34 protein-coding genes are annotated in these 26,271 nt (G+C 36.0%); 18 read left to right on the top strand and 16 right to left on the bottom strand.

Going from position 1 to position 26,271, the window contains the following annotated elements:
- The first annotated feature begins 78 nt into the window (after window positions 1-78).
- Window positions 79-1,083 (top strand): IS701 family transposase, encoded by a 1,005-nt coding sequence (locus OQ292_RS38230; RefSeq protein WP_284689443.1) that lies wholly within the window; start codon window positions 79-81, stop codon window positions 1,081-1,083.
- On the opposite strand, the gene OQ292_RS38225 is transcribed toward OQ292_RS38230, so the two are convergent.
- From OQ292_RS38225 to OQ292_RS38200, 6 genes are all read right to left on the bottom strand, one after another.
- Window positions 1,067-1,498 carry a hypothetical protein gene (locus OQ292_RS38225; RefSeq protein WP_284689442.1) on the bottom strand — a complete coding sequence of 144 codons (432 nt, stop codon included), beginning with the start codon at window positions 1,496-1,498 and terminating at the stop codon, window positions 1,067-1,069. The two genes, OQ292_RS38230 and OQ292_RS38225, sit on opposite strands and share 17 nt — an antisense overlap.
- 65 nt (window positions 1,499-1,563) lie before the next feature.
- On the bottom strand, window positions 1,564-2,049 hold the full coding sequence (locus OQ292_RS38220; protein WP_284689441.1) for a DUF3592 domain-containing protein: 486 nt from the start codon (window positions 2,047-2,049) through the stop codon (window positions 1,564-1,566).
- An 82-nt stretch (window positions 2,050-2,131) separates the two neighbouring features.
- Window positions 2,132-2,605 carry a YybH family protein gene (locus OQ292_RS38215; protein WP_284689440.1) on the bottom strand — a complete coding sequence of 158 codons (474 nt, stop codon included), beginning with the start codon at window positions 2,603-2,605 and terminating at the stop codon, window positions 2,132-2,134.
- A gap of 120 nt (window positions 2,606-2,725) precedes the next feature.
- Complete coding sequence (locus OQ292_RS38210) at window positions 2,726-3,187, bottom strand: YybH family protein (RefSeq protein WP_284689439.1); 462 nt, start codon at window positions 3,185-3,187, stop codon at window positions 2,726-2,728.
- A 286-nt stretch (window positions 3,188-3,473) separates the two neighbouring features.
- On the bottom strand, window positions 3,474-3,668 hold the full coding sequence (locus OQ292_RS38205) for a hypothetical protein (RefSeq protein WP_284689438.1): 195 nt from the start codon (window positions 3,666-3,668) through the stop codon (window positions 3,474-3,476).
- Between the two features lie 186 nt (window positions 3,669-3,854).
- A complete protein-coding gene (locus tag OQ292_RS38200; RefSeq protein ID WP_284689437.1) occupies window positions 3,855-4,124 on the bottom strand; it encodes a hypothetical protein in 270 nt (89 codons plus the stop codon).
- 43 nt (window positions 4,125-4,167) lie between these two features.
- On the opposite strand from OQ292_RS38200, the gene OQ292_RS38195 reads away from it, so the two are divergent.
- On the top strand, window positions 4,168-4,752 hold the full coding sequence (locus OQ292_RS38195) for a biotin/lipoyl-containing protein (RefSeq protein WP_284689436.1): 585 nt from the start codon (window positions 4,168-4,170) through the stop codon (window positions 4,750-4,752).
- A gap of 18 nt (window positions 4,753-4,770) precedes the next feature.
- Here OQ292_RS38195 and OQ292_RS38190 read toward each other — a convergent pair whose 3' ends face one another.
- The gene (locus tag OQ292_RS38190; protein WP_284689435.1) at window positions 4,771-5,316 is read right to left on the bottom strand and encodes a 3'-5' exonuclease; all 546 of its coding nucleotides are present in this window, start codon (window positions 5,314-5,316) and stop codon (window positions 4,771-4,773) included.
- A gap of 234 nt (window positions 5,317-5,550) precedes the next feature.
- Here OQ292_RS38190 and OQ292_RS38185 point away from each other — a divergent pair, with 234 nt between their 5' ends.
- The 13 genes from OQ292_RS38185 to OQ292_RS38125 all read left to right on the top strand — a co-directional run bounded on the left by OQ292_RS38185 (window position 5,551) and on the right by OQ292_RS38125 (window position 15,897).
- Complete coding sequence (locus OQ292_RS38185; RefSeq protein ID WP_284689434.1) at window positions 5,551-6,192, top strand: HAD family hydrolase; 642 nt, start codon at window positions 5,551-5,553, stop codon at window positions 6,190-6,192.
- A complete protein-coding gene (locus tag OQ292_RS38180) occupies window positions 6,170-6,565 on the top strand; it encodes a DUF4345 family protein (RefSeq protein WP_348970705.1) in 396 nt (131 codons plus the stop codon). Before OQ292_RS38185 ends, OQ292_RS38180 begins: the two co-directional genes overlap by 23 nt.
- A 100-nt stretch (window positions 6,566-6,665) precedes the next feature.
- On the top strand, window positions 6,666-7,622 hold the full coding sequence (locus tag OQ292_RS38175; RefSeq protein ID WP_284689432.1) for an aldo/keto reductase: 957 nt from the start codon (window positions 6,666-6,668) through the stop codon (window positions 7,620-7,622).
- 176 nt (window positions 7,623-7,798) lie between these two features.
- Window positions 7,799-8,470 (top strand): hypothetical protein, encoded by a 672-nt coding sequence (locus tag OQ292_RS38170; protein WP_284689431.1) that lies wholly within the window; start codon window positions 7,799-7,801, stop codon window positions 8,468-8,470.
- Window positions 8,471-8,478: 8 nt separating this feature from the next.
- The gene (locus OQ292_RS38165) at window positions 8,479-8,880 is read left to right on the top strand and encodes an ACT domain-containing protein (RefSeq protein WP_284689430.1); all 402 of its coding nucleotides are present in this window, start codon (window positions 8,479-8,481) and stop codon (window positions 8,878-8,880) included.
- 111 nt (window positions 8,881-8,991) lie between these two features.
- Window positions 8,992-9,459 (top strand): hypothetical protein, encoded by a 468-nt coding sequence (locus tag OQ292_RS38160; protein ID WP_284689429.1) that lies wholly within the window; start codon window positions 8,992-8,994, stop codon window positions 9,457-9,459.
- 63 nt (window positions 9,460-9,522) lie between these two features.
- Window positions 9,523-10,044 carry a hypothetical protein gene (locus tag OQ292_RS38155; RefSeq protein ID WP_284689428.1) on the top strand — a complete coding sequence of 174 codons (522 nt, stop codon included), beginning with the start codon at window positions 9,523-9,525 and terminating at the stop codon, window positions 10,042-10,044.
- 245 nt (window positions 10,045-10,289) lie between these two features.
- The gene (locus tag OQ292_RS38150; protein WP_284689427.1) at window positions 10,290-10,886 is read left to right on the top strand and encodes a nuclear transport factor 2 family protein; all 597 of its coding nucleotides are present in this window, start codon (window positions 10,290-10,292) and stop codon (window positions 10,884-10,886) included.
- A gap of 175 nt (window positions 10,887-11,061) precedes the next feature.
- Entirely contained in the window at window positions 11,062-12,237 is a 1,176-nt protein-coding gene (locus tag OQ292_RS38145; RefSeq protein ID WP_284689426.1) for a hypothetical protein, read from the top strand.
- Window positions 12,238-12,367: 130 nt separating this feature from the next.
- Window positions 12,368-14,059 (top strand): dihydroxy-acid dehydratase, encoded by a 1,692-nt coding sequence (gene ilvD / locus OQ292_RS38140; protein WP_284689425.1) that lies wholly within the window; start codon window positions 12,368-12,370, stop codon window positions 14,057-14,059.
- A 149-nt stretch (window positions 14,060-14,208) separates the two neighbouring features.
- Window positions 14,209-14,724, top strand: a complete 516-nt coding sequence (locus tag OQ292_RS38135; RefSeq protein WP_284689424.1) for a hypothetical protein — start codon at window positions 14,209-14,211, stop codon at window positions 14,722-14,724.
- A 35-nt stretch (window positions 14,725-14,759) separates the two neighbouring features.
- Window positions 14,760-15,176, top strand: coding sequence for an SRPBCC family protein (locus OQ292_RS38130; RefSeq protein ID WP_284689423.1), 417 nt, complete (start codon window positions 14,760-14,762; stop codon window positions 15,174-15,176).
- A gap of 91 nt (window positions 15,177-15,267) precedes the next feature.
- A complete protein-coding gene (locus OQ292_RS38125) occupies window positions 15,268-15,897 on the top strand; it encodes a LysE family translocator (RefSeq protein ID WP_284689422.1) in 630 nt (209 codons plus the stop codon).
- A 40-nt stretch (window positions 15,898-15,937) separates the two neighbouring features.
- On the opposite strand, the gene OQ292_RS38120 is transcribed toward OQ292_RS38125, so the two are convergent.
- The 7 genes from OQ292_RS38120 to OQ292_RS38090 form a co-directional block, all read right to left on the bottom strand.
- Window positions 15,938-16,708, bottom strand: a complete 771-nt coding sequence (locus OQ292_RS38120) for a class I SAM-dependent methyltransferase (RefSeq protein ID WP_284689421.1) — start codon at window positions 16,706-16,708, stop codon at window positions 15,938-15,940.
- 106 nt (window positions 16,709-16,814) lie between these two features.
- Window positions 16,815-17,180, bottom strand: coding sequence for a VOC family protein (locus OQ292_RS38115; RefSeq protein ID WP_284689420.1), 366 nt, complete (start codon window positions 17,178-17,180; stop codon window positions 16,815-16,817).
- Between the two features lie 36 nt (window positions 17,181-17,216).
- On the bottom strand, window positions 17,217-17,804 hold the full coding sequence (locus OQ292_RS38110) for a hypothetical protein (RefSeq protein ID WP_284689419.1): 588 nt from the start codon (window positions 17,802-17,804) through the stop codon (window positions 17,217-17,219).
- 20 nt (window positions 17,805-17,824) lie between these two features.
- A complete protein-coding gene (locus OQ292_RS38105; protein ID WP_284689418.1) occupies window positions 17,825-18,343 on the bottom strand; it encodes a hypothetical protein in 519 nt (172 codons plus the stop codon).
- A gap of 137 nt (window positions 18,344-18,480) precedes the next feature.
- Window positions 18,481-19,140 (bottom strand): HAD family hydrolase, encoded by a 660-nt coding sequence (locus tag OQ292_RS38100; RefSeq protein ID WP_284689417.1) that lies wholly within the window; start codon window positions 19,138-19,140, stop codon window positions 18,481-18,483.
- Window positions 19,141-19,179: 39 nt separating this feature from the next.
- On the bottom strand, window positions 19,180-20,022 hold the full coding sequence (locus tag OQ292_RS38095; RefSeq protein WP_284689416.1) for an NAD-dependent epimerase/dehydratase family protein: 843 nt from the start codon (window positions 20,020-20,022) through the stop codon (window positions 19,180-19,182).
- A 55-nt stretch (window positions 20,023-20,077) separates the two neighbouring features.
- Window positions 20,078-20,644 carry a GNAT family N-acetyltransferase gene (locus tag OQ292_RS38090; protein WP_284689415.1) on the bottom strand — a complete coding sequence of 189 codons (567 nt, stop codon included), beginning with the start codon at window positions 20,642-20,644 and terminating at the stop codon, window positions 20,078-20,080.
- Between the two features lie 290 nt (window positions 20,645-20,934).
- Here OQ292_RS38090 and OQ292_RS38085 point away from each other — a divergent pair, with 290 nt between their 5' ends.
- The 3 genes from OQ292_RS38085 to OQ292_RS38075 all read left to right on the top strand — a co-directional run bounded on the left by OQ292_RS38085 (window position 20,935) and on the right by OQ292_RS38075 (window position 23,119).
- On the top strand, window positions 20,935-21,879 hold the full coding sequence (locus OQ292_RS38085; RefSeq protein ID WP_284689414.1) for a homocysteine S-methyltransferase family protein: 945 nt from the start codon (window positions 20,935-20,937) through the stop codon (window positions 21,877-21,879).
- 118 nt (window positions 21,880-21,997) lie between these two features.
- A complete protein-coding gene (locus OQ292_RS38080) occupies window positions 21,998-22,411 on the top strand; it encodes a hypothetical protein (protein ID WP_284689413.1) in 414 nt (137 codons plus the stop codon).
- A 39-nt stretch (window positions 22,412-22,450) separates the two neighbouring features.
- Window positions 22,451-23,119, top strand: coding sequence for an NAD(P)-dependent oxidoreductase (locus tag OQ292_RS38075; protein WP_284689412.1), 669 nt, complete (start codon window positions 22,451-22,453; stop codon window positions 23,117-23,119).
- Between the two features lie 143 nt (window positions 23,120-23,262).
- Here OQ292_RS38075 and OQ292_RS38070 read toward each other — a convergent pair whose 3' ends face one another.
- Window positions 23,263-24,714 (bottom strand): TlpA family protein disulfide reductase, encoded by a 1,452-nt coding sequence (locus OQ292_RS38070; protein ID WP_284689411.1) that lies wholly within the window; start codon window positions 24,712-24,714, stop codon window positions 23,263-23,265.
- A complete protein-coding gene (locus tag OQ292_RS38065; RefSeq protein ID WP_284689410.1) occupies window positions 24,704-25,987 on the bottom strand; it encodes a carboxypeptidase-like regulatory domain-containing protein in 1,284 nt (427 codons plus the stop codon). Before OQ292_RS38065 ends, OQ292_RS38070 begins: the two co-directional genes overlap by 11 nt.
- Window positions 25,988-26,271 lie beyond the last annotated feature (284 nt).

Genomic DNA, 26,271 nt, shown 5'->3' with positions numbered 1-26,271 from the left:
TAGGACTTACGCAATATTAAATTTCTCTAGCAAAAATGCTCAAGATTTGAGAGATTGTATTTTTTAATACTGATTTATATGAATAAATCTCTGTACATATCATATCTTCTCCATACTCACGGGAATTATACCTGTACCCACATGGCAGCCCATTCTATGGATGTCAGTCATGACCAAGTCACACGTTTTCTAGCCCATTCTAAATTTACCTCTTCCGACCTGTGGGATATTGTCAAGGGCCATCTCCAAGATAGCCCAGACTCATTTATCCTTGTCGATGACAGTGTTCAGGCAAAGAGGTATTCCCGGTATATAGAATTGGCCAAAAGGCAGTACTCAGGCAATGAGCATGGCCTAGTCAATGGGATCAATCTGGTAAACATGGTACACAGCAATGGCATTGATGGGGATTACTATCCTATCGATTACCGAATCTACCACCCAGAAACGGATAAGAAGACCAAGAATGACCATTTCCAGGAGATGTTCACCCGAATGACCATGCGTAAAGACCTGAAAGCCAAAAAGATACTTTTTGACAGCTGGTATGCTTCCATGGACAACCTTAAGCTTGTGCACAGAAGCGGCTGGACATTCTTCACTACCCTGAAGAGCAACCGCCAAGTCAGCCTATCCAGAGACACAGGGATGCAGGCTGTGGGCACAGTCGAGCTTTCCGGTAGGCAACTGCTGGAAGGCGTACAGGTCAAACTCAAAAAATACCCTTACCCCGTCAAATTATTCAAGATAGTCTCCCTAAACGGGGACATTGAATGGGTGATCACAAATGATCTATCGGACAGGATGAATGTATTTGAGGCCGAAAACGAATCCCAGATCAGATGGCAGATTGAGCAGTTCCACAGGGAATACAAACAGCTTACAGGCTCTGAGAAGTGCCAATGCCGAAAGGCAATCTCCCAGAGGAACCATCTAGCTTGCTGCTACCAGGCTTGGATAGGGCTGAAACTCCTTGCAAAACAGTTGAAAACAACACTCTATCAAATCAAAGTACTTCCGTTCAGCAACTATCTTAAACAGATTCTTGCTAATCCTATTATCATTTTTAACTTAAATGCGTAAGTCCTATAAATAACGGATTGCCCATTTCTGAAAAAAAGCGATTCAAAAACAATGGCTCCTGATTAAACAAAAGACCACCATACACAAACAACTCACCCCAAAAAACATCTTTATAAATCACTGTTTGCTGAGCGTAAAAATCTTTTACTTCCCCATATTTCTGAGACTTTAGGTCATCATCCTCATTTTTGAACTTCACCATAAAAGGGAAAACCTGTTCAGCATTGGTAAAAACTACGGTATTTTCATCTTCACCTTGTTGATTCCACTCATTTTCAAAAGGGGCTTGCCTTAAATAAGCGCCTAAGTTTTCACTGGCTTGCTTTGGTGTAGGTGATTGATATTCGAATTTGGGAGAATTATCACAAGCGGATAATAATAAAATGAGGATAGTAATTACATTCAGTCTATTCATTCTTCACTAATCTTTTGGTTGACATTCAATAATTCAGCATGTCACATACTTTTCGTAACTGGTTATTACATGCAAATGTAAAAGAAATTAAATTGGGCAATACTATAATTAAACAGAATTATATAAAAGGCTTTAGAAACATCACCATAAAAAAACAAACCTGCAATAATACGGTAGTACTTTGCTGAACCAACTCTGTAAAAGCCATTAACCATTAAATCTGAAGGGTCTTTGGGATTATAAATTACAGTTAACTCTGTGAGTGGCTTTTTGTATGTTTTTAGCGTTCTACTCCTCCAAGTTTCATCGCCGACATTGTATTCAAAAATCAAGAATTCTCCCGGTCGGGTTTCTGGTTTGCTGGCATAAGGCCCATTGAGTAATTGGTACTCTTCGTAATGATGAATTGCAGAAACACTACCTACCACTTTGCCAATGGTGGTAATTCCTTTTTTCTTGAAATTGATTTCTTCTAGAATTTCGTAAAACCCATAAACTGTAAAAGAGAGAGGAAAAATAAGTAAAAAAAGAAGAATTAACGTTTGGCCCATTTATCTAAAATATGAAGTATTTGTTGTATTATACAGTTATAAACGAGCCAATAATTTGTGAGGTTTCTCTTATTAAATAACATTAATTATGCACCTCGTCTTTGCCTTCTGGTAAGGTAACCATTTTGCTGATCTTCCACGTTTGTCCAGATTTTTTCCAAACAGCCAGATACTTTCCTTTAATATCCTGAAACTCTCCACCATCAATTCGCAGTCGTTCAGTAAATGAAACTATCTCCACAACTAAATCATTTGAAACTTCTACCTCCCGAGATTTAATTTTTATATCTTCTACTTCGAGTTTCTTATACAAATCTTCTATAAACTTTGTAAATGCTGGTTTTCCAGAAATATCTGCAGAACTTGGGCGATAAATCATTAAATCATCTACCCAAAATGAAAGAACTGCTTGGGCATCAACAGACTTTACAGCTTCGGCATATGTATCAGATACGGCTTCGAATTTTGCAATTATCTCGGCGTTATCTGTCGCATTATCTTGACTCTGACAAGCTTGAAGTAAAAAAATGAAAATAAAAAACTGTAGGGATCTCATAACAGAATGTTTTAGATGAATAATGTTGTTGAGATCACAGCTGGTAAAACTGAAAAAATTAACACTCTGGGTTTAAATCAATAGCTATTACTTCTCTAGAAAAGCATTTCTATTATTAAATTACTCTACCTCATTGTAAATTAACCTACTAATCTTCCATTCACCATCATTTTGCTTTTGCCAGATTGCTAAATGTTTCCACTTTAAATCTACAGAAGTAGAATCGTTAACAAATTGTGTCAGTCTAAAATAACTCACTTCATAAGCCATGTTCATATCAGCCTGAATCTCGATAATTTCTGCGCTGCCTTTAGTAAATTCGATGTTCTCTAATAAAGCTTTAGTAGATTGAATAATTTCACTTTTACCATTTACAATTGGTCCTCCATCTTCTAGCATTTGAGCATCCTCTGTAAAACCAGCAATTATCTGATCGATGTCTTCCTCCACATACCCATTTATCATGTTATCTAGATGCTCTTGTACAATTTCTTTTGGTAAATCAGATTTTGGTGTAATACATGAAATAGTGGCAAAAATGCAAAGACATGTAATGCAAAAGAGTTGTAGAATAGTTTTCATGAGACATCTTCACTAAATTTTTAAATTATCTTCAAGGTTATCTATTAACCTGTAAGTGCTATTAATTCACTAAATTGATTGCTTTACTTTAGAACTGATGAAAGATGTAACTTGATAAGATTGGTATAATTCACTTTTGGATAAATTTCACCAATTTTTTGAGATGTATTTATATAAAAATAAGTTTAAAAAATCTATCATTCTCTAAAAATCCAATTTTTATTATTTGTAGGTGAAATTTGTTTTAATAGTCCTATTATGCAATTGGGATATTTATAAAATTAGACTATAACCTTATTGCTTCAAATTCATCAGCTATAAAAAATGGCTGCATTCCTTTATGATGTAATGCTGCTACATCATTGTTTCCAAATATCAAAAGCTTGGCATTTGGCCTTATTTGATCACTACACAAACTTTCAACTTTAAAATTGACTTTATAATCTTCTAGTATATTTTTTACTAATTCATAAATTTTCATATTTATTCCTGTTGAAAATGATCCACCTTTAGCATGGATTTGTTTTAAATCCCAAAAATCATTTTCCCATCTAGCCCACCCTAAGGAATGTTTTTCATATTCTATCTCAAGTTTTTCAATTAACTCTAATAAAGACTCGCATTTGCTTGTTACCTCACCTTCTACATAGCCATAATGATGATTCCATTAAGCTGGATGATCTTCTAGCAATTCTAAATGTACAAATGGTAGAGTTAATGAGTTTATTGGTAAATAATAATCGGCAACGTTTTTAGCACTTATTTCCCATTTCTCAGAATCGTTTTTATCGTATTCATGACTGATACTAAGTCTTAATCGCACTTCATTTTCGAATGGTGAATCAATTTGAGCATTAAACTCATTAAGTTCTAAACGATAATTTTTATAAAACTCTTCATTATTAGTAGCTTTGATAAGTTGTTGTAGCATGTTCATTCAAAATTATTGATAGAGTTCATCCCTTTTAAAATTGGTACAAATGTTTGATAAATTTTTTAAAAAGCCTGACGGAAACACTGGAGACAGAGCAGAAGTTGTGCTACTTCCTCAAGCAACTGACGACATGGAAGAGGCTAAGTTGATTAAGTGGATGGTAAAAGTTGGTAGCTCGGTTAGAAAAGGCGACGTATTAGCAGAAATACAAACAGATAAAGTAATACTAGAACTAGAAAGCTATCAGAATGGGACAGTTCTTTATCTTGGAGCCAAAGAGGGTAGCAAGGTAAAAGTAAATAGTATTTTGGCTATTATTGGAGATAAAGGAGCAGAGTTTCAACATCTGCTTGGTGGGGAAAAAAGTAACACGCCTGCAAAGAAAAAGCAACGCCCACAACTTAAAGGAGCCATTGGAGAGATTAAAATGTTTGCTGGCGATTTTGTACCCAATGGATGGTTAATCTGCGATGGCAGGCAATTAAGTATAAAAGAATTTTCTGATTTATTTGAGACAATCAGCTACAAATTTGGCGGACAAGAAGGTGAAAATTATCACATACCTTATATAGAATCTAAAGGAGGAATCCTGCATATAATTTGTGTGGTTGGTGAGAAGGTTACAACATAGGAATTAAATTAGTGATGTTTAATTTAAAATAGCATAAAGTATTTTCGCTATGTTTTTAGCATCATCCACACCTCTGTGATGGGTGCCTTCTAATTCAATATTAAGCTGCTTAAGAGCACCTACCATGCCCAATTCATGCCCCAACTTATTTTTTAAGGCAAACATGGTTTTTACATTTATATGTGATGGACCAAAAGGATAACCCACACCTAATGCTGTACACTGTCGCTGAAACTGTTTTAAATCGTAAGCACCAAAGCTTGCCCAAGCACGACTTTGAGATAGATAGTCATCTTTCAAAATCTTGAGCGCATCTTTAAATGATATTCCCCCTTCTTCAATCATCTCAGAGGTAATAGTTGTGAGTTCTGTGCAAAATGGACTAATTACAGACCGCTCAGGTTTAACCAAAATCCCTCTATTTTCCGAAATATCTCCTGATTGAACATCTAACAAACAAATACCTATTTCTATAATATCAGACTCCATATCTGTTGGCACTTTCCCCTCCCAACATGTCGCCTCGATATCAACAACTAATATTTTATCTAACTTTCTTGCCATTACAAATCACTTTAACTCGCTCTCTTGTTTATCGAGATCAATTACAGAATTGAAATTCATACTAGTTTCGAGGTGTAAAATTAGAATAGAAAAGTATTTTGGGCAACAACACTCAATTAAAAGAGGATTATTGAGCAATGAAGATCGGAGTCAAATTCTTCCTGATAGAAATCCATTTTAAATTGTTAATTTCGTCTGCCAATATGTATTCCATCACAACCCAATCTATACATCATGGCATATAAAACACTTATCTTCGATTTTGATGGCACATTAGCCGATACGCAACAAAGTATTATCCAAACCATGAGGTTTGTCGGAGAGCATTTAAACATCAAAAACATAGATGAAGCCCTCATTAAAAGTTTGATTGGTTTGCCTTTAAAATCGACTTTTGAAAAAGCTTTTTCGCTAGATGAAAAAGCGATTCAGGAGGCAACCATTATCTACCGCAAACACTACAATGAAATTGCAATTGATGCCATTTCACTTTTTGAAGGTGTAAAAGAAACCTTAGCCTTTTTCCATGGAAAAGGCATCAACTTAGCAGTAGCATCAAGTAAAGGAAGAGAGGCATTAATCAAGATACTTCAAAAGCAAAATGTATATGAGCTATTTACATTTATCGGTGGTGAAGAAGATGCAAAAAACAAAAAGCCTGCACCTGATATTGTTAACTTGATTATGGATAAGTTTAACTACAATCCGGAAGAATGTTTGGTAATTGGTGATACTGTTTTCGATATAGAAATGGGACAAAGAGCTTTTGTAGACACCTGTGGTATAACGTATGGAAACAACACAGAAGATGAGTTAAAGAAGCAAAAGCCAAATTACATCATCAATAGTTTTAATGAACTTAAAGATATTGTTTAGATACAAGCCCTCAACTATGAATATATTGCTCAAAATATTAGGTGTTATTTTGCTTATCGCTGGGTTTGTTTTGGCGTATAAACCTGATTTGATGAGTTCCCAACCCATGCCATCAGACCCGTATCAGATGATAGAAAAGAGAGTAATGTGGGGATTGGTAATTGGTTTGGGCATATTATTCATTTTCCATCATCAACTAAGCCCGTGGCAGTTAAGCGTCTCCGCATTGCTTTCGGCTTTAACCTTGGGCATTGTATTAGCCAGACTACTCGGGTTAGTAATGGATGGCATATTTACCAAACAACTGCTGTGGCTTGCGATAGAAATTGCCTTTTTGTTGATCTTTGGTTTTTGGTATTGGAAACAGAAATAATTAACTAGTAAGAGGGAACAAACATTGAAAGAATTGTTATACAATTAATCGCTGTTTTGGCATCCGAAAAAAGCATTTCCAATCAAAAGAAGATAAGATCATGAAACAATCAACAACACTCGGAAATAGTAATCTCAACATCAATCGAATTGGACTAGGCTGCATGGGTATGTCTGAATTCTACGGATCTTTTAATGAAACAGAGTCTATCAATACCCTACACAAAGCTATTGATTTGGGCGTGAACTTCTTCGATACAGCAGATATGTATGGAAGCGGAGCCAATGAAAAGTTACTGGGAAAAGCATTTAAAGGTCGTTGGAATGATATAAACTTAGCCACCAAATTTGCGGTAATGCGAGGGCCAAATGGTGAGTTTCTTGGAGTAAATGGAAAACCAGAATACATTAAAAAAGCTTGCGACCAAAGCCTACAGAACTTGGGAATAGAAGCCATAGACCTGTATTACATGCATAGAAAAGACCCGAATGTGGAGATTGAAGAAATTGTAGGTACCATGGCAGAACTGGTAAAACAAGGCAAGGTTAAATACATTGGTTTATCTGAGGTAGATCCAGAAACATTGCGTCGTGCGCATGCTGTGCATCCTATTACAGCCCTTCAAACAGAATATTCTTTGTGGAGCCGTGAGCCAGAAAAAGCACTTTTTGAGGTTTGCCAAGAACTAGGAATTACGTTCGTTGCCTACAGTCCACTTGGTAGAGGTTTCTTAACAGGAGCTATTAAGAGTCGTGCAGATTTAGAAAAAGGAGATTTTAGGTTAAACAACCCGCGCTTTACTGATGAGGCAATCCAAAAAAACCTAAAGTTTGTAGAGGTGGTCGATCAAATCGCACAAAGCAAAGGAGTTAGCAAAGCTCAAATTGCACTTGCATGGGTGTTAAGCCAAAACAATGAAATCACCACTATTCCTGGAACCAGAAAAATTCACCGTCTCGAAGAGAATTTAGGTGCTTACAATGTGGAATTAACCGAAGACGATTTGGCAACAATAGAAAAACATATGCCTACAGAAACGGTTGGAGAAAGATATTGAGGGAAGCAGTTGATTGAGAAGATGCAAAAACAACCTCTCATAGTCTCACAGCAATTTTCTATGTCTAGCCAGTAACAGTTATTTATCTCTAATTTACTAATTTAGAGGTAAAGATAATTACAACTAAACGGCATCTCTTGTCGGGATTTATTCTGAGACATCAAACATCATAAAGGTTGAATAAAAAAAAGATAATCAAGTCTGTTGTTTACTTCTTAGGTGAGATAACAATTGTAACGATAGGTATATTTATAGCCTTTCAACTGAATAATTATAATGAAGATAAGAAGACAAAAAATAATGAAATTAGCTCTTTAAAAAGGTTATTGTCTGATTTAGAAACTGAAAAAACCTTTCTTGTAAAGACCAAAAGAAATTTCATTAGGAAGAGAGCCAAACTAAACGCGATAGTTTTTGATGGTAATAGAACCCATTTAGACTCTTTGTATTTTTACATAGCTCACGGATACATGCATTACGATTTTAATACAGAATACAGTACACTCAAATTTAGTGGAAGTCTAAACCTGATATCGAATGATTCTCTGCGCTATAACTTGGTAAAATATTATGAACGAGGATATGCCTATTCTAAAGAAATATCTAAAAACCACTTGAATTATATGAAAGATCACCTAGTGATTACTTTAGATGAAATTCCTATTGACACTACCTATTTATACAAACCAGCGGTAATTGAAGAAAAATTAAAAGATGATGCTTTTATTGAAACGGTAACTACCCAAATGATGTGGTATAGAGAAAACCTCAAAGCATTAAAGGTAGATCAAGTAGAAAACCTTATTGAGATTGTCACAAATGAATTAAAAGTAAATTCTGATAATTAAGCTTCAAAATGGCAGGAGAAACGAATATATCGGCACTGGTAAAAGGAATGACGCCTAAACTCAATGAGGGTGAATATATATTTGCTACAGTTCAAAACCTGAATAATATTGATAGAACCCAAACCATTTGTGAGTTTAAAGAAGCTGAAGGCATTACCGTAGTGCTTGATAAAAAGATAGCAGATGAGTTAAACCTGAAGTATGAATATATTGCTTCTTGGATCACCCTAACCATTCACTCTTCGCTTGAAGCTGTTGGCTTAACGGCTGCCTTCTCTACTGCATTAGCCAAGCATCACATCAGTTGCAATGTAATTGCTGGCTACTATCACGACCATATTTTTGTAGATAAGCAAGATGCAGCAAAAGCAATTCAGGTTTTAAAAAAGTTAGCAGAAGGTTTTGAATGAAGTTAGTTGCAATCTCCTCAACAAGTTGTAAATTTATTAATCATCATACCTGTCAACCAATAACATCCACACTTACTCTGATTAGTTTGAAAAACTATATCCACATCTTCTATGAATACGAAGCAAATTTTTCAATACATTAGCTATCTGCAATATCCATTAATGCTGATTGCCCTTTTCTATGCTTTTAGACCATACACTTATGGACTCGGTTTAAAACCAGAAACTAGCTATCTACTTTTTAAAGACATCAATAATGTACTTGTGTTTATGGGACTAGGAATCAGTTTCTCAACGCTTCAAGACACCACAAAAACTCAAAACAAATTATCTAGAAAGATTTGGGAAAACCCTAAAAAAGGAAAAATTGCAATTTTCGCTATTTCATTGATGACACTCTTTATAATAGTAAATGGACTAATCGGGTATTTTAGCACCACCGACAGCAAACTCAAAGAACTTTCTAGCGGAATAATCATATTAGGTATTGGAATGATTGGCTTACTCAAATCCGCTATCGAAATGTTCGAAAACCATCGAAAAGATAAAAATGTAGCGATAGAGAAAGAATATCAGTGATTAAAGTAGTTTCTAATTTAATTATTAAGCTTTTTGATAAAAAGCAGACTGAGATTACACAGCATGAATTTAATTCTCAACTCAACATTTTTCGGGTTTGCCTTATTTAATATTGGAGTTATAATTTCTAAAGGCTTTCGTAAAGAGAAACAGGAGCTACTCAATCAACTCGACAAGAGTGCTATCATAATTATTAAGATTTCTGGACTTTTAATGCTGCTAAATGTTGCCTTATTAGATCAAGAAACTAAAAAATATTTATTATCTGGAGGATATTGGTGGGTATTTTGGTTTTTAATTATATTAATAATCCTCATAAACTTAATGCTTTGGGCTTCTAAATTGACGCGCTCTGGCATTTTTAGACTCTTCCTTTCAATTGCTATTTTGATTGAACTATTTGTAGCAAGTATGTCAAAAGTAACTGTTACTGGATTTAATAGTCAATATTTGCCTAGCTCATGGATGTATTTCACTTTTGACTTTGAACTCATAATTACATCCATTCTAAAACAAATAATCATATTTATTCTATTACTTGGAATAGTTTATTTAGCATCCGATCAATTAAAAAAGCAGTTATAAAAAGCTTCACTTTCTAATCAGAATTATCAATAAAAACTTACTATAACGCCTATAATCCACTTATTATCACCAAGAAAAACTTCCCTCACCTTTGAATTAACCTCAAATAAATTTAATTTAAGAAATACATTTACGTATATCCAACTCCTACATTACCTATACTAAGAATCTATATCTGAAACCAGCTATCTACCAACAGCTCATACCAAACACGATAGATTTTTACACTCTTTAAATTTTTTGAAATGAAAACAGCATTCTTACTATTATTTGCTATTCCTCAAATATTAATTGCGCAAACAGATTCATTGACAAATGAAAAGTCTCAGGAGGAAATTAATAAAGAAATAGCCAGAAATTTTTACGAAGACCTTTGGTTTAATAACCGCACAGAAAATTATTCGAAATATTTGGCTGAAGAATACACACGCAGAGATATAGGAGATACCCCAGATCAAGAAGCTGAAGTTGAAAAAGCCATTGCTCAGAAAGAGGTTGCAGATCGGTTTTGGGATGGTGGTACCATGACCGGTTTTATCGATTATCAAATTGCAGATGGCGATAGAGTGGCTACAAGGTGGTATTGGACCTACAAACCAGAAAGCTTAATGGCTAAATTTATGGTTGGTGAACATACCATTCCCATTATCAATGTATTTAAATTTAAAGATGGAAAAATCGTGGAGATACATAACCACAGACATGATATTTCATTGAATTTCACCAACATGTTTTTACTCAAAGGTTTGGGTATAGGTTTTCTCATTGCTTTAGTGCCTACTTTTTTGGCCATCTATTATAGAAGAAAACTCAAAAGAGCTACCCAAACAGTAAATGCATAGGTAATAATCAATTGGGCATATTTAATTCAATATCGGGCATCAAAACATGTTCGATCATTCGAATTATATGCCTATTCTAAAATTGTTCATCATAAATTAATAGAATACTAAAATATTCTTCTGCCTTTTTTAAGATAAATGTTAGTAACGTTGCCACTTATTATCAACTGGCAGCATGAAAGTTATATTTCTCTTACTAGGATTCATTTTATCTCAGCAATTACTTTTTGCTCAAAATCAATTGAGCCAAGCAGTTTTTCAGGTGGATTACCCGAACCCAACAGCAGATAAACCGCAATCTAAGTTGTGGTATATGGATAATTGCTGGTGGGCACTATTACCCAAAAGCACAGGCCCATCTCTCTGGCAACGAACCGAAAAGGGTTGGGTCGAGCACGTAGAGATTCACGAAAAGCTAAAAGGTGTTCCCGGTCGGGCAGATATTTATGTGGATAATCGCAACATGATCGCTGTTGGTGTAGAAGCTCAGCAACTGGTAGTTTTCCGACTAGAGAAAAAGAAGAAATGGTCTGCGGAGAAATTAGCTACCTTCTCACTTACTGAAAAAGAAAGCGTAGAAACAGCCACCATCACATTAGATAAAAATGGGAATGGCTGGTTAGCTGCTGTTGCAGGAGACAAAGTTTCAGTTTGGACATCTAACAAAGGACTTAAAAAATGGACGGGCCCTTACACTTTAGCCGAAGGAATTGGCAAAGATGATATTTGCACGATTACATCACTGCCAGAAGGCGTTGGCGTAATCTGGTCTGACCAAATAAATGAAGCAGTAAAAATACGCATTCACAAAAACGGAAATGATTTTGAAAATTGGGAGAAGGAAACTGTAATTGAAAGTGGAAATAATACTGCAGACGATCATTTAAACACAGCATTATCTAAAGATGGAACTCTCTGGCTCATTACAAAAAATAGTGTGGATGAAGTTGGCGGGCCTCAATTTGTGTTGCGAGTGAGAACCGCAGATGGAAAATGGAGTAATTATCCTTATTGCAATCTGGGTGAAGTGGAGCATCCAAGCAGACCGATTATTTTAACGGTAGAAAATAAGCCCTCATTAATACTCAATGGTTACACCATTTATAATGGAAAAAACCGACACTTAGGTAATATCACTTTTGGGAAAATTAATACTGCTCAAGCAAACATTATCGAGCAGGTTACACCTGTAATTGTTCCTGATACTGCAAACTGGTCAAAAGACAATCACATCAACAATGTAACTGGCTCTAAAAACCCACTTCCAGCAAACGCTCCTTGGATCATTCTTGCTTCAGATAAAGAAGGACGCGTATACGAAGCCGATCTCTCCTTATATTTTAATGAATAGAATTTTGAAATTTTGCTAGCTTTGAGTCAAATATAGCAGTGTGCACGAACACATCAGGTATATTCTGTTGTTATATATTAATTGCATATGCAATTATTAAGAGGAGTTATAAAATTAGAACATATATATTATGAGAAGTGATGAAGTAAAAAAAGGGCATCAGAGAACCCCACATAGATCATTATTTAGAGCAACAGGTTTAATAGACGAAGATTTTGAAAAACCATTTATCGGTGTTGCCAACTCTTTTATTGAGATTATTCCAGGACACTTTTTTTTAAACAGAGTATCTAAGGTTATAAAAGAAGAAATTAAAGCAAATGGCTGTGTCCCTTTTGAGTTCAATACAATCGGTGTAGATGATGGCATTGCCATGGGACACGATGGAATGCTTTTTTCCCTCCCTTCAAGAGAAATTATCGCCAACTCTATCGAAACAGTAATGAATGCGCATAAACTTGATGCGATGATAGCCATTCCAAACTGCGATAAGATTGTTCCGGGTATGATTATGGGTGCTTTAAGAGTAGATGTTCCTACTATTTTTGTGAGCGGTGGCCCAATGAAAAAAGGACATACCAAAGACGGTGTGCCTATCGATCTCGCGACAGCTTTTGAGGCAGTTGGTAAATACGAAGCAGGTAACATGTCAGACGAGGAGTTGTTGGATATAGAATGTAATGCTTGCCCAAGTGGAGGTAGCTGTTCTGGTATGTTTACTGCCAACTCTATGAACACCCTTATGGAAGCAATGGGAATCGCGCTTCCGGGTAACGGGACAATTTTGGCACTCACCAAAGAGCGAGAAGAACTTTACAGACAAGCTGCTAGAAGAATTTGTGAAATCGCTAAAAGCAAAGCACAAACAGAAAAATTCAAGCTAAGAAATATCTTAAACGAAAATGCTGTAAGAAATGCTTTTGCAGTAGATATGGCAATGGGCGGTAGTACAAACACCGTTTTACACATGCTGGCAATCGCCAAAGAAGCAGGTGTAAACTTCAATCTCGAAGACATCAACAATATCTCAAAAGGTGTTTCGCATATTGCTAAAATATCGCCTAGTTTGTCAACCGTGCATATGGAAGACATTAACAAGGCGGGTGGTGTAAATGCAGTAATGAAAGAGATGACCAAAAGAGGTGAAAATATTCTGGCAAATAACCTCACCATTACAGGAGAAACAATTCTGGAAAAAATTAAAGATGCAACCATTCAAGACACCAATATTATCCACACAGTAGATAATCCTTATTCAGAAGTGGGTGGGCTTGCTATTTTGTATGGTAATTTGGCAGAAGAAGGCGCAGTAATTAAAACTGCTGGTATTACTGGCGATAGAGTATTTACTGGCACTGCTGTTTGTTTCGATGGTCAGTCAGAAGCCATACAAGGCATTATTAATGGCAAAGTTAAAGCTGGTAATGTAGTTGTAATCCGATACGAAGGTCCTAAAGGTGGTCCGGGTATGCAAGAGATGTTGGCTCCAACCTCTTTAATTATGGGAATGGGCTTAGGCGATAAGGTAGCTTTAATTACCGATGGTCGCTTTAGTGGTGCTACTAGAGGTGCAAGTATTGGCCATGTGAGTCCAGAAGCTGCCGAAGGTGGTATGATCGGATTAGTGAAAGATGGAGACGAAATCCACATCGATGTAGATAAATATATTTTATCGGTGAATTTGAGTGACGAAGAAATTGCCAAAAGAAAAGCGGAGTTTGTTCCGATAAAAAAAGAATTAAACTCAAGTTGGTTACGTCAATATAGAGCATTGGTAACTAATGCTAGCAACGGCGCTATCTTAAAAACCGATTTATTCTAGAAGTTAGTGAACTCATCCCTGCAATGGCTTTATTGCGATTGTGGGGATGGTTTTTATTTTCTCAACACAATTAGAAATGAGTGAATAATTAGTCTGAAAGAGCAAAAATCAATGTATTTTGTTATTTGAATTGTATTTTACCCTAAACATTGGATACATTAATAATGAAATATCTGCCACTTGAAGACATAACTTATCAAACTAAGCTTAATACCAACGAGATAGTTGATAGACTCAACGAAGTTGTTGAGCCAAAAAAGACTTTTAGAATGAATGGATTTTTTGGTAACAGTGAGCACAAACCTTATGAAGGCAGTATCCATAATATGTCATTTAAAATAAATCGCATTATTGGATATAGAAACTCCTTTATCCCAATAATAACTGGAACCTTAGAAGAAGAAATGAATGGAACAAAGGTCAATGTGAAAATGAGATTGCATTCGTTTGTCATAGTCTTTATGTTCATATGGTTTGGGGGAGTGGGAATAGCTAGTTTAGCTGTTATTTCTTATTATTTAAACAATGAAAATTTTGAACCAATGTCCTTAATCCCTTTTGGAATGCTTATTTTTGGTTATGCAATGGTATTAGGAGGATTTAAATATGAAAGTATAAAAAGTAAGAAGTATTTAGCTGAATTATTTGAAGCAAAGATTATCTAATTAAATCTTTATAAATTAGAATAAAAACAAGAAACTTGATTTCGAAATCTTCAATTAAAATAAAAGCATCGGCAACTAGGATTTGGGAGATACTAGTTACACCTGAAATAGCAAAATCGTATTTCTTTGGAGCAGAAATAGAAACAGATTGGAAGGTTGGTAGCCCGATTACCTTTACAGGAGAATATAATGGAAATAAATATCAGGAAAAAGGTATTCTTCTCTGTGTAGTACCAAATACGCAACTTCAATATTCTCATTGGAGTAATTTTGATGGCTTACCTGACGAACCCGAAAACTATAGAACTTGGACGTTTGATTTAGAAGAAATGAATGGAATGAGTCAATTAAGCATTTCTGAAGATAACATACCTACAGAGAAGCAGAAAAACCGCTCTGACGAATTTTGGGCTGAAGTTCTTTTAAAAATAAAGCATCTAGCTGAAGCGTAAACCTCCTCTATTCTTACTCTTCATTCTAATTTACAGCAAATCGCAACTGCTCCAATCTAAATATTTATATATTTACCATAAATAAAAAATTATGGAGATAGAGTTAATTTTATCATTTATAGGAGCTTCGATATTGCTCACCGTTATGCCGGGGCCCGATAATATTTTTGTGCTTACTGAAAGCATTACCAAAGGGCAAAGAAATGGAATCGCCATTTCAATAGGTTTGAGTTCTGGAATATTGATTCATACTATTGCCGCTGCTACTGGTCTTTCAATCATTATTCAAAAATCTGCGATTGCCTTTTCTGTGATTAAATATTTAGGTGCTGCCTATCTTTTCTATTTGGCAGTAATGGCTGTAAAAGATAAAAAGCCTGTTATCGGGATTGATGCCATTAAAAAAGAGCCTGAAAAAAGCTTTTTACAACTAGTGAGAAAGGGTTTCTTTATGAATGTATTGAACCCAAAAGTTTCCCTGTTTTTTATCGCCTTTTTGCCTCAATTTATTAGCAACACAGGTTTTGCTGCCTCTTATCAAATGTTGGTTCTTGGATTCATCTTTATGATTCAAGCCATACTCATCTTTGCATTTATTTCTGTGTTAGCTAGTAAATTAACTGGTGTACTCAACAGCGATAAGTTTTGGAACATTACCAAATGGAGCAAAGTAAGTGTGCTCGCTGCTTTAGGATTAACATTAGCTTTTTCTAAGAAGTAGAGTCGAGAGCAATAAAAATAGGATAAGGAGTGAAATCACATCACTCCTTAACAGCGATAATTCTTAGTCTTTTGTAGTCTGCATACCATTTGCCATCTACAAAGCAGCTTGATTTTACATTTTGCTGTACGGCTTCTTTTATGCTTTCTATATCTTCTGGGGCAACTCCTTCGAAAAAGGTTTTACCAAACATAGAAAGCCAGTCTTTAATACCAGTAGCAGCATCTGCCAGTTCGGTGGGTCTGTCGTAGTGCTGGGCAAAAGTGACTCTAAAGCCAGCCTCTTCTAAAACAGAAGCATACTCCCCTACTGATGGAAAATACCAAAGCTCCATTGCTGCCTGAGTTGGATAACCTTTGATTACTAATTGATTTTTTAGTTCGCTTACTACAATGCCTACATTGCCTTTGCCACCCATTTCTAAAACTAATCTACCACCTGTTTTAAGGCTTTTGTACATACATTGAGCAGCTTCTTTGTAGCTGGTTACCCAGTGCAAAGCGGCATTAGAAAACAAAGCATCAAACATTTCGTCGAATTCGAAATCGGCAGCACTGGCTACTTTAAAAGTTACCTCTGGGAATTTTGCTTTAGCATCGGCAATCATATCGGCTGAATAATCGAGACCGACAGCTTCTTTGGCAAGCTCAGCAATTTTTTGAGTCAGTTGTCCGGAACCGCAGCCTACATCAAGAATTCGCTCATCTTTTTGTGGATTTAGCAATTCTATAAGGCTTTCTCCATATCCGTAAACAAAGGCGTATTTGTTATTATAAAGTTCGGGATTCCAGTTAGTTTCAATCTGACTCATGGTTCTTTTTTTTGTTAAAATTCGATCAACAAATATTAAAAACTGAGTCAGATTGAGCAAATAATTGAGCGTTTAACTCTCGTTTAGGTTTTTCAAAGTAAAGAGATTACTCTTCCAGTTTAAATTCGGGATTGTAGATAATGCCAATTAGGTTTCCCCAAGGGTCTTTTACGGTGGCTGTCATAATCTCACCACCTACGTTTACGGGGTCTTCGTGTTTGCTTGCACCCAGAGCAACGAGTCTTTCGTATTCTTTCTCAATCTCTTCTACTCCCCAATAAGTTACTACACTTTCGGCTTTACCAACTACGGGCTGTTCTTCGGGCTGCAAACCCAACTCGTAACCTTTTATGTTAAAGCCCACATAAAAAGGCTCATCAAAATAGGGAGTGGTTTCAAATACTTCGCTGTACCATTTTTTTGCTTCTTCAATGTCGCCAACTTTGTAAATAGTTGTTCTTAAACCTTGCATGGCTTGGTTGATTTTAGGATTAAAAAATAATTTCAGTTAATTCCCTACTAATAGTTCTTCGTTGATGCTACCCTCAATCGTTTTTGTATAAATAGTATCGCCTGTTTCTGTAACAAATTTATACCTAATAAATGTTTTAAAAGAACCTTTATAACATGGAGCGACTAGCTTTAAATACTGTCCTTTAGACAATTTTACTAAATAATCAGACTCATCATATCCCCATCCGCAAAAAGGCACTTCATAAGAGATTTTCTTTTCGATTTCTATCCAATTCCCTTCTTGGTTCTGAGCTTCGCACATTATATGTGATTTATTTATTTCAATAATCAAAATAGAATCAGTCGGATTATACAGGTAGAACCTAATGCCTTTTATTAGATAATCATAACTCACATTTTGTTTGGATGAAACCACCAGATAAGGTTTTGCTCTTTCAGGAAAGAAGTCTAAACTATCGTTGTAAACTTTTGCCAAACGAATTGGAAAGCGAAAGTGCTCAAACTTGGTGTTTATAGACAAACAATCGCAACCTTCCATTAACTGATCTTGCCCAAATGTAAAACCAGCTATTAAAAGCAATTGAACGGTGATCAATAATACTTTTGAGGTTGAGGTTTTCATCTTTGATAGATACAAAAAATTCACTCCCTTTGCCTACTGATTTTAGGAGCTACTCCAAACTCGTTGAGGATAAACCATAAGCCAGAAAGCAATGTAAGCATGGTTAAAAAGACCATGAAATTAAACTTAAACAATTCCACCATCCAACTCATCGGGTTTTGAAAAACATCAGTCAATTCTACTTGCTCTTGTACTTGTGCCTCAGTGTAACCCAACTCACCCCATTTCTTTTGCGTGCTTTGTAATTCTTCTGCCTGATAAGTAGGCGAAATGATGGTTGCATTTACAAAGTAACCAGCCGAAAGAATACCGATACCAATTAAACCAACCACTAACAGGCTAACAAATGAATCTGTGAGCTTTTCAATTTTTTCAGATTTTAAATAACTGATAATTACTACTCCATATATGCCAAAAAATAATATGGAAGATAGCAATGCCATTATCGAATTTACCCTTACCAGATGATTGATTAAACCCCAAGCAACCAAACTGATTCCAAGTAGAATTCCATACTTTACATTACGAGATATTTTCATGTAGCCCTTTTAAAATTGATATTCGTTTGCTCGTAAGCGCGCTCGTATGTCGTAATTTTCTAAACTGTTCCAATATAACCATATTTGGATAATTTACCTCCAAATAAGGTTAATTTTGCAGAAAATCAACATTTTGGCTACACAAGTGCTAGCAGTTCGTTGAGGGAATTTACATAAGCTGCTCGCTCTTTAGTGAACACAGCATCTGAGGTTGTCACATTTGCAATGCCCACAAAATGTAATCCGGCATCTCTGGCTGCATAAAAATCTTTGAGCGAATCGCCTACATACAAAATCTCAGATTTATCAATTTGCTCTTTTTCTAGTCGCGCTAAAGCAGGCTCAAAAACCCTTGGGTCTGGTTTATGAAAATCTGTATCATCTGCTGATTGAATAAACTGTAAAGTCGAAATATCTAAACCAGTTTGATGAATTTCTGCATGAATAGTTTCTTTAGAAGCGGCGGAAACTATGCCCAGTTTACATTGCTTTTTTAAACTGGATAAGGTGGAATTGGTATCTGAAAATAATTGATTAGGAAACTCTTTGGTTACGATCGTTCTTCTTTCCATTACTCGACTCATATCTGTGTCGAGATCAGCAAAAAGATTGTGGTAAAACTTGTTGAAAGCAATACCCCAATGTTCATCTATCATTTCATTTGTAAATTGATGATTGTAATACCTGCTACCAATAGCTTTTATAGCCTCATATTTCGTTTTTGTGGTTTGAACGAGTGTGTCATCAAAATCAAACAATACTGCCTTTATATCGGCTAATTTTATAGTCTCTGTCATTTGTCACTAGGTTTATTGATGTGTCAACTACTTTTAATGCTATTTTAAGAATGTTTCGAAGTTATGAGCCGGTTTGTAGCCCAACAACTTTATCGCTTTTTCAATCACGTATACCCTGTCTATTTTTTGAGGGAATTGCCAGTTTTCTCGCTCAAAGAAAGTCTCTGCTTGAGGATAGTATTTCAAAATTACCTCTTTCGGGTTTTGGTACAACATGTCCACATCAGTTTCTTTAAATGCACTGTGGTTAGAGATGTTGAAGATTTCAAAAGAATCGAAATGTTTTTGCAAAGCCAGCATGTGTGCCATTGCACCATCTTCTTCATCTAAACCGCGATAAAGTCTATGAATAGCTTTTAAATTATCTATTTCTGGTAAAAAGCGAGATACGCGTAACACGGTGGTTTCAATCTGCTCTTTCTCAAAATAATCTTTACACAGTAACTCGGCTGTAAGTTTGGTAATGTCGTAGATGTCTCGGGGAATCGGTGTTAACTTTTCTGTTACCCAAACAGCTTTGCTATTATCCACCATTGCCTCTCCATAAATGGAAGTGGTACTTGTGTAAACCAGTTTAGAAATACCATTTTGCACACAAGCTTTTAAGAGGTTAAAAGTACCGTTGATGTTGGCTGCAATAAATTCTTCTCTGGGATAATTGAGTTCGTAATGCTTCCCATGAATTGCCGCCGTGTGGATAATGGCATCTATCGATTTGGTGATTTGCAATACACTATCCAAATTTCGGATATCCAGTATTTCATCTGTGGTTTCACTTTTAACCAAATCTGTACCTAAAACCTCATAGTTATTTTGCCTTAACAGTTTTACTATTTCTTTGCCTAACCTTCCCGAAGAACCTGTTACTAGTATTTTCATCATCTTTTCGGTTATTTATCTTGAAACAATTTTACTTTTATGGTTTCAAATGGGAAATTCATTCCCAATCCCAAACTAAAATATTCCATTCGTCGAACTCATCTGCATTGGTATGCACGGTTACAAAACCTACTTTCTCATGTGCTCGCATTGAGCGTTTATTACTGGTAGAAACTTCTGTAATACATAGATCGAATTGGCTAGCATACACTTCTTTGTGTTTGGCATACATCTTACTAAAAACTCCTGAACCTCTATAGCCTTCTGCCACGCAAATTTGCCCCATTACATAGTAGGTGTATTCGGTTACTTTTTTGCCCTTAAAATCAATGTCTTTAAACATCTCAAACATGGGCTTTAAAACAGGAATTAAATCTTGAAAAGCTTCTGTCATTACCAATGCATAACCGACCACTTCGTCTCCGTCTTTGGCAATTACTTGTTTAGCAGTGGAATTCATACTGGTAAGTAATTCCAGATTATGCACTACCGTTACAAAGCCCTCTTGGTCTTTTACTTCTGAAGAAATATTTTGGAAATGGTTCTTTTGCTGAAGCGCTAATATCTGTTCTAAATCTTTTGTGGATTCTGCCAGTGTGATGTGAAATGAATTTTTTGATGTCATAAATTCTAGATAAAAAACTGGAGTCGAAAATTAGATAAATCAATTTGTGAAAACAATTTTACTTGTAGTTCAATTTTGATTTCCTTCTTTTTTTAGATTCTGCCCACAAAACATGTCTTAATTGCTGTTTAAACATCTATTCTCATGGATGTTCACTTTTTGTATACCTCTATTTTTAGCATAATTCATTTCAAAAAGGCAAATTTGGATATCTCCAAACAGGTTCAAATAGGTCTCTAGTAGGTCTCACTATCACACTCAGTTGTTTTTAATTATCACATTAACATCCTATGTCATACACCCAATTTTCTTACAGACCATTAAAGACTAGATTTATTACCGATGGTGGGCTGGAAACATCACTCATTTTTAAGCATGGAATAGAACTACCCTATTTTGCTGCTTTCGACCTCATTAACAACCGGAATCACAAAGCCATTTTGCTTAACTATTATCAGCAGTATATCGACTTGGCGAAGAAGTATGATACAGGTTTTATTTTCGAGAGCCCGACTTGGAGAGCCAACATAGATTACGGTGTAAAACTAGGATATAACCAATTAGAACTGTTTGAGATAAATAGTAAAATTATCAATCAGATGCGTCGCCTAAGCAGGCAGTTTGCCGGACACCAAAAGCAAATTTTTGTGAGTGGTTGCATTGGCCCTCGTTACGATGCTTACAATCCGGCAGAGTCGATGACGCCAGAAATAGCCAATAACTACCACAGCTTGCAAATAGATGCTTTTAAGAGCAGCAATGCTGATGTTGCCACTGCCATGACGATGAGCAACATTTCAGAAGCGTTGGGTATCACCCAAGCAGCACAGAGGGAAGATTTACCAGTAATAATTTCTTATACTTTAGAAACAGATGGGAGGCTACCAAGTGGCGAATCGCTTGAAGATGCCATTAGCTTGATCGACGAAATTACAGAAGCTTATCCGCTTTACTATATGATAAACTGTGCGCATCCAACGCATTTTTTACATGTGCTAGATCCTGATGAAAGTTGGACGAGACGCATTATGGGTGTAAGAGCAAATGCTTCTTGCAAGTGTCATTCAGATTTAGACGAATGTAAAACTTTAGATGCTGGAGATAAGCACGACTTGGCTCATCAGTATATAAAACTACACGAAAAATTACCAAATCTTATGGTTTATGGTGGCTGCTGTGGCACTGATATTTCGCATATAGAAGCGATTTGTCAGGCATGTTTAATGAAAGTCTAAATGAAAGCGGCAGATCACTCACTAACAGTACTGGTTAGGTTTGCTAACCAGTATTTTTTTCTATTTAAAATAGAAAATTCTTATTAAATTTAGTCCTCAAATTTTAGAAGATAATTTTATGGAAAAGCATTTTCAATTGAGTGATGCTGTATTTGAATTACAGTTTGAAGAAGGCAGACTCGACCCTGCCATGTTTAGCCATGAAGCACACCTACGTCTTGCATGGATTCACCTCCACAACTATGGCATGGAAAGAGCTTGCAATAACATTTGCTGCCAAATTAAAAATTATGCATCACAACTTGGTTTAAAAGACAAATACAACAAAACAGTTACTGTAGCAGCGATAAAAGCAGTTTACCATTTTATGCTTAAATCTTCGGCAGATAACTTTAAAGACTTTATTCGAGAATCTCCCAGGTTAAAAAATGCTTTTAAAGATTTGATCGATAGCCATTATGGTTTCGATATTTTCACTTCTGAGAAAGCAAAAAAAGAATATCTGGAACCAGACTTATTACCATTCGACTAAACATTCCTTTCTGTTCCTAGTAGTTAAATTATTTTCTAAATGAGAATTTTCAATCGAATCTTAATTCTCGGTGCAACTGGACGCACAGGACGGCATACTCTTGACGCTTCATTACATAGAGGCTTTAAAGTGAACTGCCTTGTTCGAGATAAAAACAAGGTGCATGTACAGCATGAAAACCTTCAGGTATTTGAAGGAAATCCGTCAGATTATCAGGCTTTATGCGAAGCCTCAAAAGGTTGCCATTACTTAATAAGTACACTCAATATTTCTAGAAAATCTGATTTCCCTTGGGCAAAATTGCGAACACCAGAAAACTTTCTTTCTAATGTGATGCATAACATTTTAACCCTTGCTAATGTGCATCCTTTTCAGAAAGTAGTGCTTTGCTCTGCTTGGGGAGTTGGTGAAACTAATAATGATTTACCAGTTTGGTTTAAGTGGATGATTGATAACAGCAATATCAAAGTAGCTTATAAAGACCACGATAAACAAGAAAAATTGCTCATGCAATCTGACCTTAACTGGACGATTATCCGACCGGTTGGTCTCACCAATTCTAAGAAAATTCAAGATATTATAGAGTCGTTTGGAAACGAACCAAAACCAGCACTCACGATCAGTAGAAAAAGTGTTGCCAGATATATGTTAGACGCACTGGAAAATCAGGAACTCAGCACAAAAACTCCTGTAATCTCAGCTAGATAAACGAATATTTCTTTCGATTTAACCGAAGAGATTTTAGAGGAACTATCTTAGATAAATTACTAATAAGAATGACCACAGGTAAACATAAAACCTATAGTCAAATTATTAGCATTGCCACTTAGATGGTAACCCTATTTTATAATTTAAAAATCACTATTAATTTCATCCAATGTATGTTGTATCTCAAGGGAACTTGGTTGAGGTGCATCCAAATGCAACAGGTCTCCATTTCTTCCAAATAGAAGATCTCTTGGAACTGTATTCAAGTTAAACTCCGTTTTTAATAACTCATAACCTGAACTATCTACCCTGTAACTGTTGCCCTTATCAAAAGACAAATATTTTTCTTCTGCCCATTTCCAGTTTTTTGGGTTTTCGTCAATCGAAATGTAAATAAAGTCAACACCTTTCACACTATATGCTCTTTTAAGCTTTTCAAAATATGGCATTTGAACCAAACAAGGGTGGCACCATGATGCCCAAATATCTATATAAAGCAATTTACCGTGATGCCTGTAGAGTAGTTCGTTGAAAGTAATGGATTCACCATTATTGCTATATACTAACCATTCGGTATCGAAACCTTGATCGAGGTTATATTTCTTAGAAAAGTGTTCTACCCATACCTTATGCATAGGGTTATTGCTGAGTTCTTGCAAGATTTCAATACCTTTTGCTACTGATAAAGTTTGTAATATCCACTCTGCGTGCTTGAAAACAAGTAGGTCACGCATAGTCGATGGGAACTCATTTGTTGAGGCAATAAACTCCCTTAGACGGTTTCTACCTACTGCACTTTTATTCAAACAATTATCATAAAATGTATTTAGAAAATCATCCCAAAAGGTATAAGCAACGGTATTGCCCATTTGGGTGGGCAAGCCAATATGTGCTTCTTCAAAAGCTTGGGTTACCATCGCTTTCTTAGTACAATCAATAGAATTGATTCCATGTAAGTTCAGCAGCATGTCTAGCATCTGGTTTTTCGCCTTGAAATACGATGCGGTATATCTGTCCAATCTCTCTTTTGTAACTAGGGAATCGATAAAGTTATTTTCTAGAACAAGCTCGTTGAAAGCCTCGGTCTTGACTGGTTGCAACTCCTCGGCCATGTCATCTCCGGTTATCAAACTAAAACCTCCATTTACTAGTGACCAATAATCGAAGAACCTTTCTTTAGCAGGTTCTTTTTCACCAAACAATTCATTTTGTTTCCATTTTCCAAAATTGGTTTCATAAACAGGTACTTGCCTATTTAGAATTTTGGCATGGGGATCTTTTGAACTAAGATCAATATGTATGCTGTCCCCATTTTTAAATAAAAAATAGGAAGTGAGGCCTGACTTGTCTTGTAGACTTATATCTAGGTAAGGCCTCAAGGTTGGTATCTTTATTTGGTTTGTTATGTCTTGAACGGCCATTTTATGTGGAATAGACCAGTCATCGATATATGTTAGGAGGATCTTTTTTTTTGAAGGGTTTTCAAATGTCAGAACGATCTTGCCCTCGTTCCTTGTCTGACCGTCTTTGCAGCTCATTACCATTATTGGCATGAGCAAAATAAGAAGCAGTTTTGTTATATCACTAGTTTTCATACTTGGCATGGGGACTTTTGGGTGATTTGAATTGGTCATCGAGAGAGCGATGCATCTCCAAGCTTTTTTTTACACCTTGCTCCAAAGGATGCTCTTGATGTATTTTGTACTTGCTCCAAAAATCAGGGGCATACGGTTCTTCCAATTGAACTGGGGTTTTAGTCCTGTCAATAGCCGCATTTGATTTGATTTTTTGGAAGGTTTTTGTCTTTGGAGAATCAAACCAAATGGTCTCAATATCCATGCGTTCCAAGTGTATGTCCCGGTCAATTATGCGCGGCTGGGTAGTCTGTATCATTTGGGGGTAATAGCGCCCGTCGAATTTTTTGAACTTCACCAATTGCGACCATTCCCCACCCCAATGATTAAATTGGTACTCGACTATAGCAAGGTCTTTTGCATTTATTTTCACATATGTAGTGTTGTTCAATGGCAATGGGGATTGTACTGACCGGAATGCTATTTGGTAGACAGTGTCCCCCTCCGTTACAATGAGGTCGACCAACTCACATTGATACTGGTCTATATATTTCTTGAAAGATGCCAAGTTAAAATGGGTTGATGGTTGCTTGAACATCCGGAGGTAAGACTGTTCATATATTTTTTTCATGGGGTGTATGGGCACATTGAACTTTTCCACTAATGCCTCGGCAGACTTATCGATGTATATCTCCAAAAGGCTATCACGCTCGTCCCATTCTTGGGACTGGCGGAACTCGTTGATCCTTATTTTGGAGCCAGAAGGGTCGGTATGGTATCCCTTGTCCTGAATAGTAATACTCGCCTCTTGCAAATGGGTAAACTGGTGGTCTCTTGTCGAGACCTTCCGATAGAACCCTTCTAGCTGGTGTGCCTTTTTAGGGTAGTTTTTAGCTATTTTGGAGAAAGCACTTAGCATGAGCTCTTTTAGCATGTCCTCGTCTGACCGTATTACTACTTCTGGTAGCAGCGTAGTCGTCGGAATCAGTGAGATATTTATCGATCCATCCTGTATCGCTATTGAGGTAAGTGGCAACACCTGTTTATCAAACCCCATACAGGATATGACCAGGGAATCATAGAGAAGCACTTTCGGGAGTATGAGAGAAAAATGACCTTCTTTGTCAGTAAGATCACCTATATAGTTATTGTTTTTTAGAAAACATGCTACATTTGCCAAGGGCTCCCCATTATCTTGAACCCTTCCTTTTATCGTAATTATATCTTGGGAAGCAGATGTTTGGGCACAAAAGAGCAACAGTATTAAAACATGATATATTTTATTCATTTTCATAGTGTTAAGATATATCGTTTTTATAATTTGATACATCAAATTACAAAAATGCCAAGTGTTTAACAATCGGAATACTATCTAGTGTTACAGCTAGAAGAAAAACCTTCATGAATATTATAAGCATAGTAGTTGCGCAACTACGCGAATTACCACCTGCATCGACTAATTAGATGTAAATGCTAACATTGCACTTGTGCTTAAACTAAAATCTAAAACCCTAAAAAAGATTTCGTAATAATATCTATAGATCAGATATAAATTTCATTTTAAAAGCAATAGAATAG

It is taken from the genome of Chondrinema litorale (genome assembly GCF_026250525.1).
In the GTDB taxonomy this organism is placed as follows: domain Bacteria; phylum Bacteroidota; class Bacteroidia; order Cytophagales; family Flammeovirgaceae; genus Chondrinema; species Chondrinema litorale.
Note: the sequence above shows the minus strand (reverse complement) of the source record. Positions and strands in the feature narration are given on the sequence as shown.

What these genes read in the sequence shown, in the direction of transcription:
- OQ292_RS38230 (WP_284689443.1), top strand. Translation starts at nt 79, where the DNA reads ATGAATAAATCTCTGTACATATCATATCTTCTCCATACTCACGGGAAT.
- OQ292_RS38225 (WP_284689442.1), bottom strand. Translation starts at nt 1,498, where the DNA reads ATGAATAGACTGAATGTAATTACTATCCTCATTTTATTATTATCCGCT.
- OQ292_RS38220 (WP_284689441.1), bottom strand. Translation starts at nt 2,049, where the DNA reads ATGGGCCAAACGTTAATTCTTCTTTTTTTACTTATTTTTCCTCTCTCT.
- OQ292_RS38215 (WP_284689440.1), bottom strand. Translation starts at nt 2,605, where the DNA reads ATGAGATCCCTACAGTTTTTTATTTTCATTTTTTTACTTCAAGCTTGT.
- OQ292_RS38210 (WP_284689439.1), bottom strand. Translation starts at nt 3,187, where the DNA reads ATGAAAACTATTCTACAACTCTTTTGCATTACATGTCTTTGCATTTTT.
- OQ292_RS38205 (WP_284689438.1), bottom strand. Translation starts at nt 3,668, where the DNA reads ATGAAAATTTATGAATTAGTAAAAAATATACTAGAAGATTATAAAGTC.
- OQ292_RS38200 (WP_284689437.1), bottom strand. Translation starts at nt 4,124, where the DNA reads ATGAACATGCTACAACAACTTATCAAAGCTACTAATAATGAAGAGTTT.
- OQ292_RS38195 (WP_284689436.1), top strand. Translation starts at nt 4,168, where the DNA reads ATGTTTGATAAATTTTTTAAAAAGCCTGACGGAAACACTGGAGACAGA.
- OQ292_RS38190 (WP_284689435.1), bottom strand. Translation starts at nt 5,316, where the DNA reads ATGGCAAGAAAGTTAGATAAAATATTAGTTGTTGATATCGAGGCGACA.
- OQ292_RS38185 (WP_284689434.1), top strand. Translation starts at nt 5,551, where the DNA reads ATGGCATATAAAACACTTATCTTCGATTTTGATGGCACATTAGCCGAT.
- OQ292_RS38180 (WP_348970705.1), top strand. Translation starts at nt 6,170, where the DNA reads ATGAACTTAAAGATATTGTTTAGATACAAGCCCTCAACTATGAATATA.
- OQ292_RS38175 (WP_284689432.1), top strand. Translation starts at nt 6,666, where the DNA reads ATGAAACAATCAACAACACTCGGAAATAGTAATCTCAACATCAATCGA.
- OQ292_RS38165 (WP_284689430.1), top strand. Translation starts at nt 8,479, where the DNA reads ATGGCAGGAGAAACGAATATATCGGCACTGGTAAAAGGAATGACGCCT.
- OQ292_RS38160 (WP_284689429.1), top strand. Translation starts at nt 8,992, where the DNA reads ATGAATACGAAGCAAATTTTTCAATACATTAGCTATCTGCAATATCCA.
- OQ292_RS38155 (WP_284689428.1), top strand. Translation starts at nt 9,523, where the DNA reads ATGAATTTAATTCTCAACTCAACATTTTTCGGGTTTGCCTTATTTAAT.
- OQ292_RS38150 (WP_284689427.1), top strand. Translation starts at nt 10,290, where the DNA reads ATGAAAACAGCATTCTTACTATTATTTGCTATTCCTCAAATATTAATT.
- OQ292_RS38145 (WP_284689426.1), top strand. Translation starts at nt 11,062, where the DNA reads ATGAAAGTTATATTTCTCTTACTAGGATTCATTTTATCTCAGCAATTA.
- ilvD (WP_284689425.1), top strand. Translation starts at nt 12,368, where the DNA reads ATGAGAAGTGATGAAGTAAAAAAAGGGCATCAGAGAACCCCACATAGA.
- OQ292_RS38125 (WP_284689422.1), top strand. Translation starts at nt 15,268, where the DNA reads ATGGAGATAGAGTTAATTTTATCATTTATAGGAGCTTCGATATTGCTC.
- OQ292_RS38120 (WP_284689421.1), bottom strand. Translation starts at nt 16,708, where the DNA reads ATGAGTCAGATTGAAACTAACTGGAATCCCGAACTTTATAATAACAAA.
- OQ292_RS38115 (WP_284689420.1), bottom strand. Translation starts at nt 17,180, where the DNA reads ATGCAAGGTTTAAGAACAACTATTTACAAAGTTGGCGACATTGAAGAA.
- OQ292_RS38110 (WP_284689419.1), bottom strand. Translation starts at nt 17,804, where the DNA reads ATGAAAACCTCAACCTCAAAAGTATTATTGATCACCGTTCAATTGCTT.
- OQ292_RS38105 (WP_284689418.1), bottom strand. Translation starts at nt 18,343, where the DNA reads ATGAAAATATCTCGTAATGTAAAGTATGGAATTCTACTTGGAATCAGT.
- OQ292_RS38100 (WP_284689417.1), bottom strand. Translation starts at nt 19,140, where the DNA reads ATGACAGAGACTATAAAATTAGCCGATATAAAGGCAGTATTGTTTGAT.
- OQ292_RS38095 (WP_284689416.1), bottom strand. Translation starts at nt 20,022, where the DNA reads ATGATGAAAATACTAGTAACAGGTTCTTCGGGAAGGTTAGGCAAAGAA.
- OQ292_RS38090 (WP_284689415.1), bottom strand. Translation starts at nt 20,644, where the DNA reads ATGACATCAAAAAATTCATTTCACATCACACTGGCAGAATCCACAAAA.
- OQ292_RS38085 (WP_284689414.1), top strand. Translation starts at nt 20,935, where the DNA reads ATGTCATACACCCAATTTTCTTACAGACCATTAAAGACTAGATTTATT.
- OQ292_RS38080 (WP_284689413.1), top strand. Translation starts at nt 21,998, where the DNA reads ATGGAAAAGCATTTTCAATTGAGTGATGCTGTATTTGAATTACAGTTT.
- OQ292_RS38075 (WP_284689412.1), top strand. Translation starts at nt 22,451, where the DNA reads ATGAGAATTTTCAATCGAATCTTAATTCTCGGTGCAACTGGACGCACA.
- OQ292_RS38070 (WP_284689411.1), bottom strand. Translation starts at nt 24,714, where the DNA reads ATGAAAACTAGTGATATAACAAAACTGCTTCTTATTTTGCTCATGCCA.
- OQ292_RS38065 (WP_284689410.1), bottom strand. Translation starts at nt 25,987, where the DNA reads ATGAAAATGAATAAAATATATCATGTTTTAATACTGTTGCTCTTTTGT.